10 protein-coding genes are annotated in these 18,263 nt (G+C 65.5%); 6 read left to right on the forward strand and 4 right to left on the reverse strand.

All coding sequences use genetic code 11. The annotated features are described in order from the left end of the window. The first annotated feature begins 344 nt into the window (after positions 1-344). From MJ606_RS10000 to MJ606_RS10020, 5 genes are read left to right on the forward strand one after another with little or no spacing between them, the layout of a single operon-like run. Positions 345-1,580, forward strand: a complete 1,236-nt coding sequence (locus tag MJ606_RS10000; protein ID WP_243049376.1) for an efflux RND transporter periplasmic adaptor subunit — start codon at positions 345-347, stop codon at positions 1,578-1,580. Positions 1,581-1,598: 18 nt separating this feature from the next. Then, entirely contained in the window at positions 1,599-4,706 is a 3,108-nt protein-coding gene (locus MJ606_RS10005; protein WP_243049377.1) for an efflux RND transporter permease subunit, read from the forward strand. Beyond that, complete coding sequence (locus tag MJ606_RS10010) at positions 4,703-8,008, forward strand: efflux RND transporter permease subunit (protein ID WP_243049378.1); 3,306 nt, start codon at positions 4,703-4,705, stop codon at positions 8,006-8,008. Before MJ606_RS10005 ends, MJ606_RS10010 begins: the two co-directional genes overlap by 4 nt. Beyond that, positions 7,981-9,471, forward strand: coding sequence for an efflux transporter outer membrane subunit (locus tag MJ606_RS10015; protein ID WP_243049379.1), 1,491 nt, complete (start codon positions 7,981-7,983; stop codon positions 9,469-9,471). The genes MJ606_RS10010 and MJ606_RS10015 overlap by 28 nt, the downstream gene beginning before the upstream one ends. 54 nt (positions 9,472-9,525) lie before the next feature. Next, a complete protein-coding gene (locus MJ606_RS10020; RefSeq protein WP_243049380.1) occupies positions 9,526-10,404 on the forward strand; it encodes an aldo/keto reductase in 879 nt (292 codons plus the stop codon). Positions 10,405-10,411: 7 nt separating this feature from the next. On the opposite strand, the gene MJ606_RS10025 is transcribed toward MJ606_RS10020, so the two are convergent. The 4 genes from MJ606_RS10025 to MJ606_RS10040 form a co-directional block, all read right to left on the reverse strand. Beyond that, positions 10,412-10,840 (reverse strand): hypothetical protein, encoded by a 429-nt coding sequence (locus MJ606_RS10025; protein WP_243049381.1) that lies wholly within the window; start codon positions 10,838-10,840, stop codon positions 10,412-10,414. 15 nt (positions 10,841-10,855) lie between these two features. Beyond that, positions 10,856-11,785, reverse strand: a complete 930-nt coding sequence (locus MJ606_RS10030; protein ID WP_243049382.1) for a 5'-nucleotidase — start codon at positions 11,783-11,785, stop codon at positions 10,856-10,858. A gap of 160 nt (positions 11,786-11,945) precedes the next feature. Next, entirely contained in the window at positions 11,946-12,707 is a 762-nt protein-coding gene (locus MJ606_RS10035; protein WP_243049383.1) for an NAD kinase, read from the reverse strand. A gap of 129 nt (positions 12,708-12,836) precedes the next feature. Then, on the reverse strand, positions 12,837-17,642 hold the full coding sequence (locus MJ606_RS10040; RefSeq protein ID WP_343214815.1) for an NAD-glutamate dehydrogenase: 4,806 nt from the start codon (positions 17,640-17,642) through the stop codon (positions 12,837-12,839). On the opposite strand from MJ606_RS10040, the gene MJ606_RS18410 reads away from it, so the two are divergent. Beyond that, positions 17,547-17,741, forward strand: coding sequence for a hypothetical protein (locus tag MJ606_RS18410; protein ID WP_343214816.1), 195 nt, complete (start codon positions 17,547-17,549; stop codon positions 17,739-17,741). The genes MJ606_RS10040 and MJ606_RS18410 overlap by 96 nt on opposite strands. The last annotated feature ends 522 nt before the right edge of the window (positions 17,742-18,263 follow it).

Consider the following 18,263-nt stretch of genomic DNA (forward strand, 5'->3'; position numbering starts at 1 on the left):
CACCCTGCCTTGGCCTGCATGACGCGACAGCGATCGCCTTGCCAGACAACGCGACCTGGCTGCGAGCGCGCCGTCGGGAATCACCGGCCAATGACGATACTTGTGCGATCTGTCGGCCGATGCCGGGAGTCATGGAACCCCGGACTGAACCCAGCTCGACAGCGATGTTTCGCCGATGAAGAAATGGCTGCCATCGCGGTCAACCACATCGACAAAGAGTCGTTAAAGATGTCTTGGCAGGTTTCCTGCCTCCAGCATCTGTCCCCCCTTGCCGATGCTGCTTCGATCAATGAATGCCTTTGTTTCTCTTGTGAACGACGGATTGAACCACTGGGAGATGTTGTATGAGCGCCGAGGCCCCGAAGACCACCGGGCACGTTCACAAGCGACGCGGCTGGCTGATCGCCAGCGTCGTTATCGTCGCACTGGTTGCGCTGGTGGTGGTTCACCTGCTCACCGGCACCAAGACCAAGACCGGTACCCCGGCGCAGGTGGTGAGCGCCGCCACCGCCACCCTGGGTGACATGCCGGAAACCCTGAGCGCGCTGGGCACGGTGACGCCCATCGCCACGGTCAATGTGCTGCCGCAGCTGAGCGGCTACCTGACCGCCGTGGGCTACCAGGAAGGCCAGGACGTGGAGAAGGGCCAGTTCCTCGCCCAGATCGACCCGCGCCAGTACGAGATCGACAAGCAGCAGGCCGAGGCCCAGTTGGCCAAGGATCAGGCGAGCCTCGACCAGGCGCGCGCCGATCTCGCCCGCTATACGCAGTTGCACGAACAGAAGTCGATTGCCGAGCAGACCTACGCCGACCAGAAGTTCACGGTCCAGCAGGACGAAGCGGCGGTGCAGGCCGACAAGGCCAATATCGCGCAGTACGAACTCGACCTCACCTATTGCCACATCACCGCCCCGGTAGCCGGGCGCGTTGGCCTGCGCCTGGTCGATCCCGGCAACTACGTCACGCAGTCGAGCTCGCCGGGCATCGTCACCATTACCACCATGAAGCCGACCACGGTGCAGTTCACCGTGCCGCAGAACTCGCTGGCCAAGGTGCTGCAACGGATGAACGCCGGCGCCAAGCTGCCGGTGACCGTGTACAACAGCGACAACAGCAAGCAGATTGCCGTCGGCTCGCTGTACGCGCTGAGCAATCAGATGGCCACCAGCACCGGCACGGTGACCCTGCGCGCCACCTTCCCCAACGACGACGAGGCGCTGTTCCCGAACGAATTCGTCAACGCCAAGCTGCTGGTCGACACGCTGCACAACGCCGTGCTGGTGCCCACCCCGGCCGTGCTGAGCGGTGCGCCCGGCGACTATGTCTACCTGGTCAATGCCGACCTGACCGTCTCGGTGCACAAGGTGACCCCGGGTCCCAGCGACGGCAAACATACCGTCATCCTGAGCGGCCTCACGGCCGGCCAGCAGGTGGTGACCGACGGCATGGACCGCTTGAGCGACGGCGCCAAGATCAAGCTGGCCGGGGCCAAGCCCGCCGCCGGCACGGCGCCCGCAACGGCGGCGTCCACGGGAGGCAAGCACCCGCACGGCAACGCCTCCGCCTCCTCAGCGCAGTAACGGCGGGCACGCGATCCGATGAATATTTCCCGCCTGTTCGTACTCAGGCCGGTGGCTACGTCGCTGCTGATGATCGCCCTTGTGCTGGTGGGCCTCGTTGCCATGCGTTTCCTGCCGGTATCGTCCCTGCCCAACGTCGACTACCCGACGATCCAGGTGCAGACGTTCTATCCCGGCGCCAGCCCCACGGTGATGGCGACCACGGTGACCGCGCCGCTGGAAGTGCAACTGGGCGAGATTCCCGGCCTGCAGCAGATGACCTCGAACAGCTCCGCCGGGGCATCCATCATTACCTTGCAGTTCGACCTGTCGCTCAACGTCGACGTGGCCGAACAGAACGTGCAGGAGGCGATCAACGCGGCCAACAGCCTGCTGCCTTCGGGCCTGCCGGCACCGCCGACGTATGCCAAGGTCAACCCGGCCGACCGGCCCATCCTCACCCTGGCGGTCACCTCCCACTCGATGTCGCTGCCGCAATTGCAGGACGTCGCCAACAACCGCCTGGGCGCCAAGATTTCGCAGGTGTCAGGCGTGGGCCTGGTCACGCCTTCGGGCGGCAACGTGCCGGCCATCCGCATCGAGGCAGACCCGAAAAAGCTGGCGGGCTACGGGCTCAATATCGACGACCTGCGCTCGTTGATCGCCAACGTCAACGTGAGCCAGCCCAAGGGCAACTTCGACGGCCCCGATCTCGACTACACCATCAACGGCAACGACCAGATCCAGGACCCGGCCGATTACCTCAACACGGTGATCTCGTACCAGAACGGTGCGCCCGTCTACCTGCGCGATGTGGCCAGGGTCAGCCAGTCGGCACAGAACACCGAGCAAGGCGCGTGGTTCGGCAAGACCCAGGCGATCGTGCTCAACGTGCAGCGCCAGCCCGGCGCCAACGTGATCGCCACGGTGGACCAGATCATGAAGGTGCTGCCGCAGCTGGAATCGACGCTGCCGGCGGGCATGACGGTACAGGTGGTGTCCGACAGCACCGGGGTGATCCGCTCGTCGGTGTCCGATGCGGCGTTCGAGCTGATCCTGGCCATCGTGCTGGTGGTGCTGGTGATCTTCGTGTTCCTGCGCAACATCCCGGCCACCATCATCCCCAGCATTTCCGTGCCGGTGTCGCTGGTCGGCACGCTGGCGCTGATGTACCAGCTCAACTATTCGATCGACAACCTCTCGCTGATGGCGCTGATCATCGCCACCGGCTTCGTGGTCGATGACTCGATCGTGATGATCGAGAACATCGTGCGCTATCTCGAAGAGGGCAAGACACCGCTGGAAGCCGCCCTGGAAGGCGCGGGACAGATCGGCTTCACCATCCTGTCGCTGACCGTCTCGCTGATCGCGGTACTGATCCCGCTGCTGTTCATGGGCGGCGTGATCGGCCGCCTGTTCAGCGAATTCGCGGTGACGCTGGCCATCACCATCGTGCTGTCGGCGGTGGTCTCGCTGACCCTGGTGCCGATGCTCTGCGCGCGTTTGCTGCGGGCCCAGGCCGAACGGCATCCGAGCCGCTTCGAGCGCATCAGCGAGCATCTGTTCGACCAGACGCTGGCCGCCTACAAGCGCGGCCTGAACTTCGTGATGGCACGCCAGACGGCCACCCTGCTGGTCTTCATCGCGACCCTGGTGCTGACCATCGTCCTGTACGTCATCATTCCCAAGGGCCTGTTCCCGGTCCAGGACGTGGGCGTGCTGCAAGGCATCAGCGTGGCCGACAATTCCGTGTCCTATGGCGCGATGGTGGATCGGCAGGCGGCCTTGGCCGACGCGATCCTCAAGGACCCGGACGTCGTCAACCTCACCTCGTATGTCGGCATCGACGGCATCAATACCACGCTCAACAACGGCCGCTTCCTGATCAACCTGAAGGCCCGCGACGACCGCTCGTCGACGGCCGCCGAAATCGCCCGCCGCCTGCAGACCGAAGTGGCGAACGTGCCGGGCGTGAAGCTGTACGTGCAGCCCGAGCAGGACCTGACCCTGGACACCACGGTGTCGCCCAACCAGTACCAGTTCGTACTGCGCGGCCCGAGCCAGCAGGCCTTCATGCAGTACGTGCCCGAGCTGATCGAGCGCATGAAGAAGATCAGCTCGATCACCGACGTCACCAGCGACTTGAACAACGACGGCCTCAGCGTGAACGTCGAGGTCAACCGCCAGCTGGCCGCGCGCTACGGCATTACCGCCGCCACCATCGACAATGCGCTGTACGACGCCCTGGGCCAGCGTATCGTCTCGACCATCTTCGAGCAGTCCAGCCAGTACCGCGTGATCCTGGTGGCCAAGCCGGAAAGCCTGCCCACGGTGGAATCGCTGGGCGACCTGTACCTGCCCAGCCAGACCAGCAGCACCGGCCAGGTGCCGCTCAAGGGCATCGCCACCATCAAGATCACCAAGTCGCCGCTGGTAATCAGCCATCTGGCGCAGTTCCCCGCGGTGACCATTTCGTTCAACCTGGCCAAGGACGCTTCGCTCAGCAAGGCGGTGGAAGAAGTGAACCAGGCCGAGAAGGCGGTGAATTTGCCTTCTTCCATCACGTCCTCGTTCCAGGGCGCCGCCCAGGCGTTCCAGGATTCGCTGTCCAGCGAGGTGTACCTGCTGATTGCCGCGCTGGTCGCGGTCTACATCGTGCTGGGCGTGCTGTACGAAAGCTTCATCCATCCGGTGACGATTCTCTCCACGCTGCCCTCGGCCGGCATCGGTGCGCTGCTGGCGCTGATGATCGCCGGCAGCGACCTGGATGTGATCGGCATCATCGGCATCGTGCTGTTGATCGGCATCGTGAAGAAGAACGCGATCATGATCGTGGACTTCGCCCTCGAAGCCGAACGCGTGCATGGCAAGCCGCCGGAAGAAGCCATCTTCGAGGCATCGCTGCTGCGCTTCCGCCCGATCCTGATGACGACGCTGGCGGCGATGCTCGGCGCGCTGCCGATGCTGCTCGGCAGCGGCACCGGTTCGGAGCTGCGCCGGCCGCTGGGCCTGGCCATCATCGGCGGCCTGGCGCTGAGCCAGATGCTGACGCTGTTCACCACGCCGGTGATCTACCTGTTCTTTGACCGCCTCGCCCAGCGTTTCCAGCGCAAGCAGCCGGCGCAGGCCAGCGAGAGCACGCCGTGAACATCCCCGGTGTCTTCATCAAGCGACCGGTAGCGACCACCCTGCTGGCGGTCGCCATCCTGCTGTCCGGTCTGCTGGCGTATGTCCATCTGCCGGTGGCGCCACTGCCCAACATCACTTTCCCGGTCATCGTGGTGCAGGCGAACATGGCCGGCGCCAGCCCGGACATCATGGCCTCGACCGTGGCCGCGCCGCTGGAGCGGCGCCTGGGCACGATTGCCGATGTCACCGAGCTGACCTCGCAGAGTTCGGTGGGCACGGCGATGATCGTGGTGCAGTTCGGACTGAACCGCGACATCAACGGCGCGGCGCGCGACGTGCAGGCGGCCATCCAGGCCGCACGCGCCGACCTGCCCACCACGCTGCGCAACAACCCGACCTATCGCGAGTACAACCCCGCCGATTCGCCGATCATGGTGCTGGCGCTCACCTCGCGCACGCTGACCCGCGCCCAGCTCTACGACTCGGCCGACTCGGTGATCCAGCAGCAGCTGTCGCAGGTGGATGGCGTGGGCCAGATCACCCTGGGCGGCAGTGCCCTGCCGTCGGTGCGCGTGGAACTGCAGCCCGACCAGCTCAACAGCTACGGCATTGGGCTGGAAGACGTGCGCGCCTCCATCAGCGCCGCCAACGCGGACAGCGTCAAGGGCCATATCGATGAGAATGGCCAGCGCTACGAAGTGCTTTCCAACGACCAGATCAGCAAGGCCGCGCCGTACCGCGACCTGGTGGTGGCCTACCGCAACAACGCGCCGGTGCTATTGCGCGACGTGGCCGACGTGCAGGACTCGGCCGAAAACATCCGCAATGCCGGCCTCTACAACGGCCAGGACGCGGTGCTGGTCATCGTCTACCCGTTGCCGGGCAGCAACATCGTCAAGACCGTGGCGCAGATCCGCCAGGTGCTGCCCTCGATCGAGGCCACCCTGCCGCACAATGTGCATGTCGGCATTGCGGTGGACCGTTCGCAATCGGTGAACGCGGCAGTCAACGATACCGAGCGCACGCTGTTTATCGCCGTGCTGCTGGTGATCGGCGTGGTCTATATTTTCCTGCAGTCGCCGCGCGCCATCCTGGTGCCCGCGGTGGCGCTGCCGCTGTCCATCGTCGGCACCTTCGGGCCGATGTACCTGCTGGGCTACAGCATCGACAACCTCTCGCTGATGGCGTTGACCATCGGCACCGGCTTCGTGGTGGACGACGCGGTGGTGGTGCTGGAGAACATCGTGCGCCATGTCGAGTCGGGCATGGACGTGCGCGAGGCGGCCATGCTCGGCAGCAAGGAGGTCAGCTTCACCGTGATCTCGATGAGCCTGTCGCTGATCGCGGTGTTCCTGCCGATATTGCTGATGCCGGGCATCGTCGGCCTGCTGTTCCACGAGTTCGCCGTGACGCTGTCGATCGCCATCCTGCTGTCGCTGCTGATCTCGCTCACGGTGACGCCGACCATGGCCGCCTACGTGCTGAACCGCCGGACGCTGCACTCCAAGGCGCGCTGGGCGATCTGGTACGAGCGCCAGTTCGAGCGCTTCAAGCAGGCCTACTCGCGCTCGCTCACCGCCGTGATCGATCACGCCCTGCTGGTGGCGCTGACCCTGATCGGCCTGATCGTGCTCAACGTGTTCATGGTCAAGCTGCTGCCGTCGACGTTCTTCCCGGAACAGGACAATGGCATCCTGATGGGCCAGATCATCGCCGACCAGAGCATCTCGTTCCAGGCGATGGAAAAGAAGCTGGCTCAGCTGCAGTCCATCGTGCAGAAGGACCCTGCCGTCGCTTCGGTGGCGGGCTTCACCGGCGGCCGCGCGCTCAACACCGCCAACGTCTTCATCGAGCTCAAACCGCTGGCCGAACGAAAGCTGTCGGCCGCCGAAGTGGTCGATCGCCTGCGGCCCAAGCTCAATGCGGTCTCTGGCGCCAAGCTGTTCCTGCAGGCCGCGCAGGACCTGCACATCGGCGGCCGGCAGTCGGCGGCCGAATACCAGTACACGCTGACCAGCGACGATGCCAACGCACTGTTCACCTGGGTGCCCAGGCTGGTGACGGCGCTGGGCAAATACCACAACGTGCTGACCGACGTGAATTCGGACCTGCAGCAGAACGGCCTGCAGATCTACGTCAACATCGACCGCGCCACCGCGGCACGCTACGGCTTTGCGCCGAACCAGATCGACAGCGTGCTGTACGACGCGTTCGGCCAGCGCACCGTGTCGACCGTCTACAACCAGCTCAACCAGTATTTCGTGGTGATGGAGGTGGCGCCGAAGTACTGGCAATACCCGCAGATGCTCGACCGCATCCGCTTCAGCACGGCGGCAGGCAACCCCAGCGGCACCCAGCAGACCCAGATGTCGAGCGCCATCGTCAAGGGCGTGACGCCACTCATGGCGGTGACCGCCGCGGGCGGTGCGTCGTCCAACACCAACGCGCTCAACGCCGACGCCGAAGCCAACCAGCTCACCAATGCCATCGCCAATTCCAAGGGCGGCAGCTCCAGCGGCAGTGCGGACAGCACCGCCGCCGAGACCATGGTGCCGTTCCCCGCGCTGGCGACGTACATCAGCAACCACACCGCCACCCAGGTCAGTCACCAGGGCGGACTGGTGGCCGGCACCATCTCCTTCAATCTTCCGCCGGGCGGCTCGTTGAGCAGCGCGCTGGCGGCGATCAGCCAGGCCGGGCAGGAGCTGGGCATGCCCGCTTCCATCCATGGCGGCTCGGCCGGCGCGGCGCAGGTGTATGCGCAGTCGATGTCGACCATGCCGTTGTTGATACTGGCGGCGCTGGCGGCGGTGTATATCGTGCTGGGCATTCTCTACGAGAACACCGTGCACCCGATCACCATCCTTTCCACGCTGCCCTCGGCGGGCATCGGCGCCACCCTGGCGCTGCTGATCTTCGGCACGCCGTTCTCGGTGATCGCGATGATCGGCATCATCCTGCTGATCGGCATCGTCAAGAAAAACGCGATCATGATGATCGACGTGGCCATTCACCTGCAGCGCGACGAAGGCATGGAGCCGAAGCTGGCCATCCACCAGGCCGCCGTGGTGCGTCTGCGCCCCATCATGATGACCACCGCGGCCGCCGTACTCGGCGCGGTGCCGCTGGCCATCGGCATCGGCCAGGGCGCATCGCTGCGCCAGCCGCTGGGCATCACCGTCATGGGCGGCCTGATCCTCAGCCAGGTATTCACCCTCTACACCACGCCGGTGATCTACCTCTACCTCGACCGCCTGCGCGCCAGGCTCGCAACGTGGTCGGAAAGCCTGCCGTGGAATCGATCGGACGCGAGCGCATGAACATGAATATTCCCCGCAAAGCCCTGGCCGCCTCGCTGGCGCTGCTGCTCGGCGGCTGCATGGTCGGCCCCGACTATCACCGGCCCGACGTCAGCGTACCCACCCAGTACAAGGAGCTGCCCGGCTGGACCGCCGCCGCGCCGGCGCAGGCCGAAGCGCCCAAGGGCGACTGGTGGACCGGTTTCAACGATCCGCTGCTCAACGAACTCGAACCGCAGGTGTCGGTGTCCAACCAGACCGTGCGCGCGGACTATGCCAACTACCAGGCCGCGCTGGCCGAGGTGCAGGTGGCGCGCAGCGCGCTGTTCCCCACTATCGGCATCAGCGGCTCGGCCAGCAAGCAACGCACGGCGGCAGGCAGTGCGGGCAGTGGTGTCGAGCACTTCAGCCCGGTGAGCACGTCGGGTTCGCTGGAAGGCAATGTCAGCTGGGCTCCGGATCTGTGGGGCAAGGTTCGCCGCACCATCGAAGAGAACAAGGCGTCCGCCCAGGCCAGCCAGGCCACCCTGGCCAATGCCACCTTGTCGGAGCAGACCGCGCTGGCCACTGCCGTGATCGAGTTGCGCGTCACCGATGCCAATATCGACCTGCTGCAGAAGACCGTCGCGGCCTACCAGGAATACCTGCGCGTGGTGGCCAACCAGGGCGAGGCCGGCACGGTGCCGCCTTCGGACGTGATCACCGCACGCACCCAGCTGGAGAACGCGAAATCCAGCCTGATTGCGCTGGGTGTCGCCCGCGCGCAATACGCGCACGCGATCGCCGTGCTGGTCGGCAAGAATCCCGAAGAGCTGGATATACCGCACAGCACCACGCTGCCGACGCTGCCTAGCGTTCCCACTGGAGTGCCCTCCACGCTGCTGCAGCGTCGTCCGGATATCGCGGTGGCCGAACGCCAGATGGCGGCGCAGAACGCGGCCGTCGGCGTCGCTGTCGCCGCCTACTACCCCAGCTTCTCGCTGTCGGCGGCGGATGGTTTCTCGCAGTCGCCACTGGCCGGCCTGCTGCATGTGGCCAACCACGTGTGGTCGCTGGGCGCCAATGCCAGTGAAACCGTATTCGATTTCGGGCAACGCCATGGCGAAGTCGCCGCCGCCAAGGCGACGTATGAGGCCACCGTCGCCAATTATCGCGGCACCGTGCTGAGCGCATTCCAGAACGTGGAGGACGACCTGTCCGGCCTGAAGATCCTCGCCCAGCAGGCCGAGGTATTGGACTCGGCGGTGCGCGACGCCACCCGTGGCGCGGAGATCGCCTTCAACGAGTACCAGGCCGGCACGGTCGACTACACCACCGCGGCCGTCGCCCAGGCGACCCAGCTGAGCACGCAGCAGAGCGCGCTGAATGTGCAGCAGCAACGCCTGCTCGATGCGGTGTCGTTGATTGGCGACCTCGGCGGCGGCTGGTCCGCCGACCAGTTGGGCGATGGCAAGTCGGTGGCAACTTCCACGCCGGCGCAGTAGCGCCGGTCGGGCGGGCTTGGCACACTGCCTGCCCCCTTTACCTCGTGCCCTGCCATGTCGCCTGCTTCTTTCGCACTTTCCCCCATCGTTGCCGGCCTGTGGCGCATCACCAGCTGGAACCTCAGCGTGGCCGAACGCGTGCGCTGGATCGAACAGGCGCTGGAGCTGGGCATCCGTTCGTTCGATCACGCGGATATCTACGGTGACTACCAGGCGGAGGCCGCGTTCGGCGAAGCGCTGAAAGCAGCCCCGGCGTTGCGGCAACGCATGCAACTGGTGAGCAAATGCGGCATTCGCCTGCGCTCGGCGCAACGCCCCTATCGCATCAACTACTACGACACCTGCGCGACTTACGTTCGCGCGCAGGTGGAACAGTCGCTGCGCAACCTGCATACCGAACAACTGGACCTGGTGCTGATCCATCGCCCCGACTACCTGATGGATGCCGCCGGGCTGGCCGATACCTTCGCCACGCTCACCCGCGAAGGCAAGGTGGCGCATTGGGGCGTCTCCAACCACAGCGCCAGCCAGTTCGCCCTGCTGCAGCAACACCATCCGCTGGTGACCAACCAGCTCGAACTCTCGCCCCTGCACATGGCTGCGCTGGACAATGGCACGCTGGATCAGGCACAGCAGTTGGGCCTGCGCCCGATGATCTGGTCACCGCTGGGCGGCGGCCGCCTGTTCACCGGCGACGACGAGCAGGCCGTGCGCGTGCGCGCCGAGATGACGTCTATCGCCAACCGTTATGGCATCAGCCTCGCCACGCTGGCGTTCGCCTGGGTGCTGCGCCATCCCTCGCGGCCGCATCCGATTACCGGCAGCGGCCGCATCGACGGCCTGCGCGAAGCGGTCGCAGCGTTGGACGTACCGCTCGATGCCGAAGACTGGTATGCCATCTGGACCGCCAGCAAGGGACATCCGGTACCGTAACGACGCCTCACAGATCGAGGGATCGGAAGTAGGCTCTGTTCATCGCCGTCGGAGCGGCGAGTTGCTGCAGAAGCCGTTCGGCTTTCGCCCTAATCGGTACCCATGAAGGGTGAAGCATGTCGACGAGATTCGAATGGAGTCTTCCTTCCGCTTGCACTTCACGGCCAGAGTGCGAGAGAAACGGTAAGCCATTCAACGCCTCAATGAAATCTCTGACAGCATGCTCCTGATCTTCGGACAGGTAACCGCTAGGATTGTGTATCAGATATTCCCCTGCTCTCGCCTCGTGGATCAGTTCGAAAGCCGTGTTGTAATTGCCGTTTAACATCACTTGCTGGGCCGGTTTTTTCGAAAGTGCTGCAACCGCCTCAATGAAGAGTCGGTATGTATATTCGAACGCTTCTTGCGAGGAGACATGGTCGTGATCTGATTCCATCGACTGCCCGCCCGATCAGCGGTTGCTCACGCCATGCGGCACGTGCCCGGTCGCCACGTGCTTGCGCGCCGACTCCACGTTGGCCGGGGAATCGTCGAAGAAGATGTCGGCGCCGAACGCATCGAGAAACGGCCCCTTGTCGCGCCCACCGAGGAACAGCGCCTCGTCGATGCGCACGCCCCAGCGACGCAAGGTGAGGATCACGCGCTTGTGCGCAGGCGCGGAACGGGCGGTGACCAGCGCCGTGCGGATCGGCGAATCCTCGGCGGGAAACGCGGCCTGCAATCGATGCACGGCACTGAGGAAGCCGCGGAACGGCCCCACCGACAGCGGTTCGTCGGCCAGCTCGCGCTCGCTGCGATGGAAGGCTTCGAGCCCTTCCTCGCGCGACACCCGCTCGCCTTCGTCGCCAAAGATCACCGCATCGCCGTCGAAGGCGATGCGCAGCTGCTCGGTAGCGCGCGGCGGTGCGGTGGACGGCAGGATGGTGGCGGCGGCCACGCCGGCGGCGAGCGCGCGGCCCACGTCCTCGGCATTGGCGGACAGAAACAGGTCGGCCTTGAACGGCGCGATGTAGTCGGAGGTGGGCGCGCCGCTGGTGAACGCGGCGCGGCTGATCTCCAAGCCGTAGTGCTGGATGGCGTTGAAGATGCGCAGCCCCGTGTCGCCCGAATTGCGCGACAGCAGGATCACCTCCACCGGCGGCACATCGCCGGCCAGCTTGTTCAGGTCGAGCAGCTTCTGCACCAGCGGAAAGGCCACGCCCGGCTTGAGGATCTCGTCCTCGTGCTCGATCTGGAACGAACGGTAAGCGTCCAGCCCATCGCGCTCGAACAAGGCATGGCTATCGCCCAGGTCGAACAGGGCGCGCGAGGAAATGGCCACCACCAGCCGGTTGTCACCGACGGCGTTGGGATCGTGGGCGTCTTGGGCGGGGCGGTTCATGGCGGTCAATCTAGCGCAAACGAATGGCGGTGGGTGCGGGCCATGACGCCGCGCCTGCTCGCTCCAATGCACCGTCATCCCCACGAACCCCGCAAAAGGGGGCAAGAGCGGGGATGACGATCAAAAGCGCGAGATGCCGAACCAGACCATCCTTTGTCTTTCAATCCGGCGCGAACTGCTCATCCAGAATGCGCTGCTCCAGGTTGTGCTCCGGATCGAACAGCAGGCGCACGCCCTGCCCGGCCGACTGGCGGATTTCCACCTCGCGCACATCGCGAACCTCGTGGAAATCGGCGGTGGCGCTCACCGGGCGCTTGCCGGGATCGAGCACGCGCAAGGTCACCAGGGTGCGATGCGGCAGGATCGCGCCGCGCCAGCGACGCGGCCGGAACGGACTGATCGGCGTCAGCGCCAGCACATTGGCATCCAGCGGCAGGATCGGCCCGTGCGCCGACAGGTTATAGGCGGTGGACCCCGCTGGCGTGGACACCAGGATGCCATCGCACACCAGCGTGGTGAGCTTCACCGTATCGTTGAGCTTCACTTCCAGGTGCGCTGCCTGGTTGCTCTGGCGCAGCAACGACACCTCGTTGAAGGCCAGTGCGTGATGCACCAGGCCGGCGGCATCGGTGGTGCGCATTTCCAACGGGTAGAGCACGGACGCATGCGCCCGCTCCACCCGCTCATCGAGGGCATCGACGCGGTGCTTGTTCATCAGGAAACCGACGCGCCCGAGCTTCATGCCATACACCGGCGCCGGCAGCGCACGATAGGCATGCAGCGTGCGCAGCATGAAGCCATCGCCGCCCAGGGCCACGATCACATCGGCCTGCTCGGGCGGCACATCGCCATAGCGGTCGATGAACTTGCGTTGGGCCTGCTGGGCGACGTTGGTATCGCTGGCGACAAAGGCGAAGCGCATAGGGCCGGACTTCGGTCAGTGGGCGAGACCGCCAGTTGAGCGTAGATGGACGAAGGGCGCAAGACCGTCGCCGGCCTGCGCCCTTCCTCGACCATCCGTCTTCCCCGGCGTGCGCCGGGGCGACGACGCTTACTGGTTCACCGGCACCTGCGCCAGCTGGGCCAGGCGACGGACCGCGACCGAGGCGATCGGGTAGTCCGCGTTCTGGGTAAGGATTTCCGCCAGCATGTTGCGGGTGTACTTGAGCGTGGCATCGTCACGCTGCAGCCATGCCTGCACCGGCGAGACGTCCTTGGAGCCGCCGGTCAGCGACAGCACCTGCAGGGCCAGCGCACGATGCTGGTGGTTGAGCTCGTCCAGCAGCGAACCGCGTGCCTGCGCGTGCCATGCGCCCTCGACCGGCAGCGCCTCGATCTGGCTGCGCAGCCACTCCAGGTCGAGCGCCTCGCCCAGCTCGTAGAACACGCTGGCCACCTTGTCGATCGGCTGGCCGCTCTGCTGCGCCACCTCGACGATGTCGAGCACGGCGCGCATCTCGGGGACACGTGCCAGTCGCAGCGCCAGTTCCGGCGGCAGGCCCAGGCCTTCCCACTTTTCCTGGCTGGCGGCGAAATCCGCCTTGCCGGTTTCGGTAAGCGCAGTCGGCAACGCCGCACGCAGGGCCGATACACCGGCCTGGTAGCGCGCCACGTTGGCGTTGATGTCCAGCGTGCCGCCCGGGCGGTTGAGCAGCCAGCGCGTCATGTGGCGCAGCAGCGACCAGATCTGCAGGATGGCGTCGATCTGGGTGTTCTCGGCCACCTTGCTGTCCAGCGCCTCGATCTCCGACCAGAACTGGCGTGCGCCGAAAATCTCGCGCGCCGCCGTATAGGCCTTGGCGATGGCCGCCGGGCCCTGTCCGGTGTCCTCCTGCATGCGCATCATGAAGGTGGCGCCCATGCGGTTGATGGTGGAGTTGGTCACCGCCGTGGCGATGATTTCGCGCTTCAGGCGATGGCGCTGCATGTGCTCGGCGTACTTGTCGTGCAGCGGCTCGGGGAAGTAGCGCACCAGCTCCTTGGACAGGTACGGGTCTTCCGGCACGTCGGAATCCAGCAGCTGCTGGTACAGCTTGATCTTGTCGTAGGACAGCAGCACCGACAGTTCCGGACGCGTCATGCCCATGCCGCGCGTCTTGCGCTCGATCAGCTCGGCCTCGCTCGGCAGGTTTTCCACCTGGCGATCGAGCAGGCCCTCGCTTTCCAGCATGCGGATGAAGTGCGCCATCGAGCCGATGCGATGCGCCGACTGGCGCTCCATCAAGGTGATGGCCTGGTTCTGGCGGTAGTTGTCCCACAGCACCAGCTCGCCCACTTCGTCGGTCATGCTGGCCAGCAGCGTGTTGCGCTGCTCGGTGGTCAGCTCGTTGCGCTGCACCGCGTCGCCCAGCAGGATCTTGATGTTCACCTCGTGGTCGGAGGTGTCCACGCCGGCGGAGTTGTCGATGAAGTCGGTATTGAGCAGCACGCCATGCTGGGCGGCCTCGATGCGACCCTTCTGGGTGAAGCCCAGGTTGCCGCCTTCGCCTACCACCTTGCAACGCAGCTCCGCACCGTTCACACGCAACGCGTTGTTGGCGCGATCGCCCACGTCGGCATGCGTCTCGGTGCTGGCCTTCACATAGGTGCCGATGCCGCCGTTCCACAGCAGGTCCACCGGCGCCTTGAGGATGGCGCTGAGCAGGTCGGCCGGCGCCAGCTGCGTCACCTCGGGCTTGAGGCCCAGCGCGGCGCGCACTTCCGGCGAGATCGGGATGGACTTCAGCGTGCGCGAATACACGCCGCCGCCGGCCGAGATCAGCGACTTGTCGTAGTCGTCCCAGCTCGAACGCGGCAGCTTGAACATGCGCTCGCGCTCGGCGAACGAACGCTCGGTATCCGGGTTCGGATCGAGGAAGATGTGGCGATGGTCGAACGCGGCCAGCAGGCGGATATGGCGCGACAGCAGCATGCCGTTGCCGAACACGTCGCCCGACATGTCGCCGATGCCCACGCAGGTGAAGTCCTGCGTCTGGCTGTCGCGGCCCAGCGCGCGGAAGTGGCGCTTGACCGACTCCCACGCGCCCTTGGCGGTAATGCCCATGCCCTTGTGGTCGTAGCCGTTGGAGCCGCCCGAGGCGAACGCGTCGCCCAGCCAGAAGCCGTGCTCGATCGAAATCGCGTTGGCGATATCGGAGAACGTGGCCGTGCCCTTGTCGGCGGCCACCACCAGGTACGGATCATCGGCGTCATGGCGAACCACGTCGTGCGGCGCCACCACCTTGCCTTCCACCAGATTGTCGGTGATGTCGAGCAGGCCGCTGATGAACATGCGGTAGCAGGCGATGCCCTCGGCCAGCTGCGCGTCGCGGTCGCCATTCACCGGCGGACGCTTCACGAAGAAGCCGCCCTTGGAACCGACCGGCACGATGACGGTGTTCTTCACCATCTGCGCCTTCACCAGGCCCAGCACCTCGGTGCGGAAGTCTTCGCGTCGATCGGACCAGCGCAGGCCGCCGCGCGCCACCGAGCCGAAGCGCAGGTGGATGCCTTCCACGCGCGGCGCACTCACGAAGATCTCGCGGTACGGCACCGGCTTGGGCAGCTCCGGCACGCGGTGCGAATCGAACTTGTAGCTGATGTAGCTGCGATACGCGCCCTGCCACTGCTGGAAGAAGCTGGTACGCAGGGTGGCGCGGATCAACGACATGAAGCTGCGCAGGATGCGGTCGTCGTCCAGGCTGGAGACGGTTTCCAGCAGCGTGCCGATGGCCTCTTCCACCACCGCGACCTGCTCGGCGCGCGGCTTGGACAGCGCACCGATCAGGCCGTCGATGATGCCCGGATGCGCCGTGCGCACCGATTCGGGAATCAGCGTCTTCATCTCGCCGGACAGGGCGGCCGCGGCCTGCCGCAGCTCATCGGCCGACAGCTGCTCGCGACGCGGGTCGAACTTGGCAAGGAACAGCTCCACCAGCAGCCCCGCGATGGCCGGGTAGCGGTTGAACGCATCTTCCATATAGCTCTGCGAAAATGCCACGCCGGTCTGCAACAGGTACTTGCAATAGCCGCGCAGCATGGCCACCTGGCGCCAGCTCAATTTGGCGCCCAGCACCAGGCGGTTGAAGCCGTCGTTCTCGGCATTGCCGCGCCAGATCTGCTCGAAGGCGTCCTCGAACAGCGTGCCCACCTGCTCTACGCTGAAAGCGAGGCTGCCGGCGGTCTGCACTTCGAAGTCCTGGATGTACAGCGTCGAGCCGTCCACGTTCACCTCGTAGAGGTGCTCGGTCAGCACGCGCAGGCCCAGGTTCTCCAGCTGCGGCAGCACTTCGGACAGGGCGATGTCGCCGCCGCTGCGGTAGATCTTGAAGCGCAGCTCTTCCGGGCGCGCCTCCGGGTGATAGAAGGACATGCGCACCGCATCGTCGCCCTTGAGCAGCGAGAGCTGGCGCACGTCCTCGGCCGCGGCCTTCGGCGTCACGTCCTCGACATAGCCGGCCGGCAGCGACTTGGCGTAGCGGTTGGCCAGCACCACGCCGTCACGGTCACCCAGCGTGTCGACCAGGGCATCGCGCAGGTCGTCGTGCCAGTTGCGCACGATGGACGCCACGCCCTTTTCCAGCTCGGCCACGTCGTACTGCGCCTGGTCGCCGATCTTGGGGCGAACCACCACATGCAGGCGCACCAGCGCGGCCTCGCCCATCAGCACCGACGAGTCGATGTGCTCGCCGCGCATCGCGTCGCGCAGCATCGTCTCGATGCGTTCGCGCACCGTGGTATTGAAGCGCTCGCGCGGCACGAACACCATGCAGGTGACGAAGCGGCCGTAGCGGTCGCGGCGCACGAACAGGCGCGTGCGTGCGCGCTGGCGCAGCTCCAGGATGCCCATGGCCGTGTGGTAGAGCTCTTCCTCGCTGCTCTGGAACATCTCGTCGCGCGGCAACGTTTCCAGGATGTGGCGCAGCGCCTTGCCCGAATGCGAGTCGCGCTTGAGCCCGGAACGTTCCATCACGTACTCGTACTTCTGGCGAACCAGCGGCACGTCCTGCGGGCGCGCCATGTAGGCGTTGGAGGTGAACAGGCCCAGGAAGCGCTGCTCGGCCACCGGCTTGCCATTGGCGCCGAACTTGAGCACGCCCACGTAATCCATGTAGCCGGGGCGGTGCGCGTGCGAGCGCGCGTTGGTCTTGGTCAGGATGATGGCGTCGGTGGAGCCGGACTGCGGCAGGTCGTGCGCCACCAGCGTGCGCAACGAACGCGGCGCCAGCGAGCGCTCGCTCTTGTGCAGGATGCCCATGCCGGAGGTTTCGTTGGCGCGCAGCACTTCCTCGCCATCGGCCTCGGTCACTTCATATTCGCGGTAGCCGAGGAAGGTGAAGTTGTCGTCGGCGAGCCAGTGCAGGAAGGCCGAGGCCTCCTTGACCGAGGCCTCATCCAGCGGCAGCTGGCGCGTGGGCAGGTCGGCGGCGATGGCCAGCGCCTTGTCGCGCATCTTCGGCCAGTCGTTGACGGCGATGCGCACGTCTTCCAGCGCGCCTTCGAGCTGCGACTTGAGCTGCGCCATCTGGGCGTCGTCCGCCACGCGGTCGACCTCGAAGTGCATCACCGATTCCGGCTGCGCATCCTCGGCACCGAGCTTGAGCAGCTTGCCGGAGGCGTCACGGGTGGCATTGAGCACCGGGTGGATCACCGCATGGATCTGCAGGTGTTCGGCCGCCACCATGGTGACCGTGTCGACCAGGAAGGGCATGTCGTCGGTGACGACCTGGATATAGCTGCGGCCGGCGTGGCCGGTGACCGGGTTGACCACGCGCACCGACGCATGGCCCGGCTGGCGCTGCTGCATGAAGCCGAGCAGGTCGGCGATCAGGTCGGCCCATTCGCGGGCACTGTGAAGCTCGAGATCGCCATCGCCGATGCGCGCAAAAAAGGCACCGATAAAAAATTGCGCCTCATCAAGGCGCTGGGTGGGGAATCCGCTTTGCTTCAGTTCTTCGAAAACAACAGTGGGGAATGAGCTGTTGCTAGCCGCACGAATCGCGTTCATGGCATCTACTGTTTTGGGGAGACGGAATGAGGCAAAAAAAGCCCTAAAAGAATACGCCTCGTGTCAGGCCTTATCCACCATCGCGACCAGACCACTTCAGCGGGCAGCAGGCCATGACGCCCATGCAGCAAAGCGGCCGCGCATCGGCGGCGCATGCGCGAAGGCACCATCGACGCGCGGTACGTCGCCCATCCATCGAGCGGAAAAGTCCATCGCTCTCGTGTGTTGCCCGCCATACTCCTGCGTGCGTGCGACATTCGCGTGACCGCAATACCAGTGCGTATGTCGCCAGCATGCCTCCATCAGGCGTTGCGACGCAGCAATCGGAGTGGTCGACCTCGCTGCCCTCCAACTGCATGAGTCGACGCGCGGATCCACACCAGTCCGATCGGCTTGGCCTGCGCCACTTGCTATCAACCGGGGCCGACCAGGCAATCGGACCATCGGCACGGGCCAGTCCCGGCGATTGCTGGCAAGCTTGGGCGTATGCCT

Source organism: Dyella sp. RRB7, from assembly GCF_022761115.1.
In the GTDB taxonomy this organism is placed as follows: domain Bacteria; phylum Pseudomonadota; class Gammaproteobacteria; order Xanthomonadales; family Rhodanobacteraceae; genus Dyella.

What these genes read in the sequence shown, in the direction of transcription:
- MJ606_RS10030 (WP_243049382.1), bottom strand. Translation starts at nt 11,785, where the DNA reads ATGAACCGCCCCGCCCAAGACGCCCACGATCCCAACGCCGTCGGTGAC.
- MJ606_RS10035 (WP_243049383.1), bottom strand. Translation starts at nt 12,707, where the DNA reads ATGCGCTTCGCCTTTGTCGCCAGCGATACCAACGTCGCCCAGCAGGCC.
- MJ606_RS10000 (WP_243049376.1), top strand. Translation starts at nt 345, where the DNA reads ATGAGCGCCGAGGCCCCGAAGACCACCGGGCACGTTCACAAGCGACGC.
- MJ606_RS10025 (WP_243049381.1), bottom strand. Translation starts at nt 10,840, where the DNA reads ATGGAATCAGATCACGACCATGTCTCCTCGCAAGAAGCGTTCGAATAT.
- MJ606_RS18410 (WP_343214816.1), top strand. Translation starts at nt 17,547, where the DNA reads ATGGCCCGGCTGGCGCTGCTGCATGAAGCCGAGCAGGTCGGCGATCAG.
- MJ606_RS10005 (WP_243049377.1), top strand. Translation starts at nt 1,599, where the DNA reads ATGAATATTTCCCGCCTGTTCGTACTCAGGCCGGTGGCTACGTCGCTG.
- MJ606_RS10020 (WP_243049380.1), top strand. Translation starts at nt 9,526, where the DNA reads ATGTCGCCTGCTTCTTTCGCACTTTCCCCCATCGTTGCCGGCCTGTGG.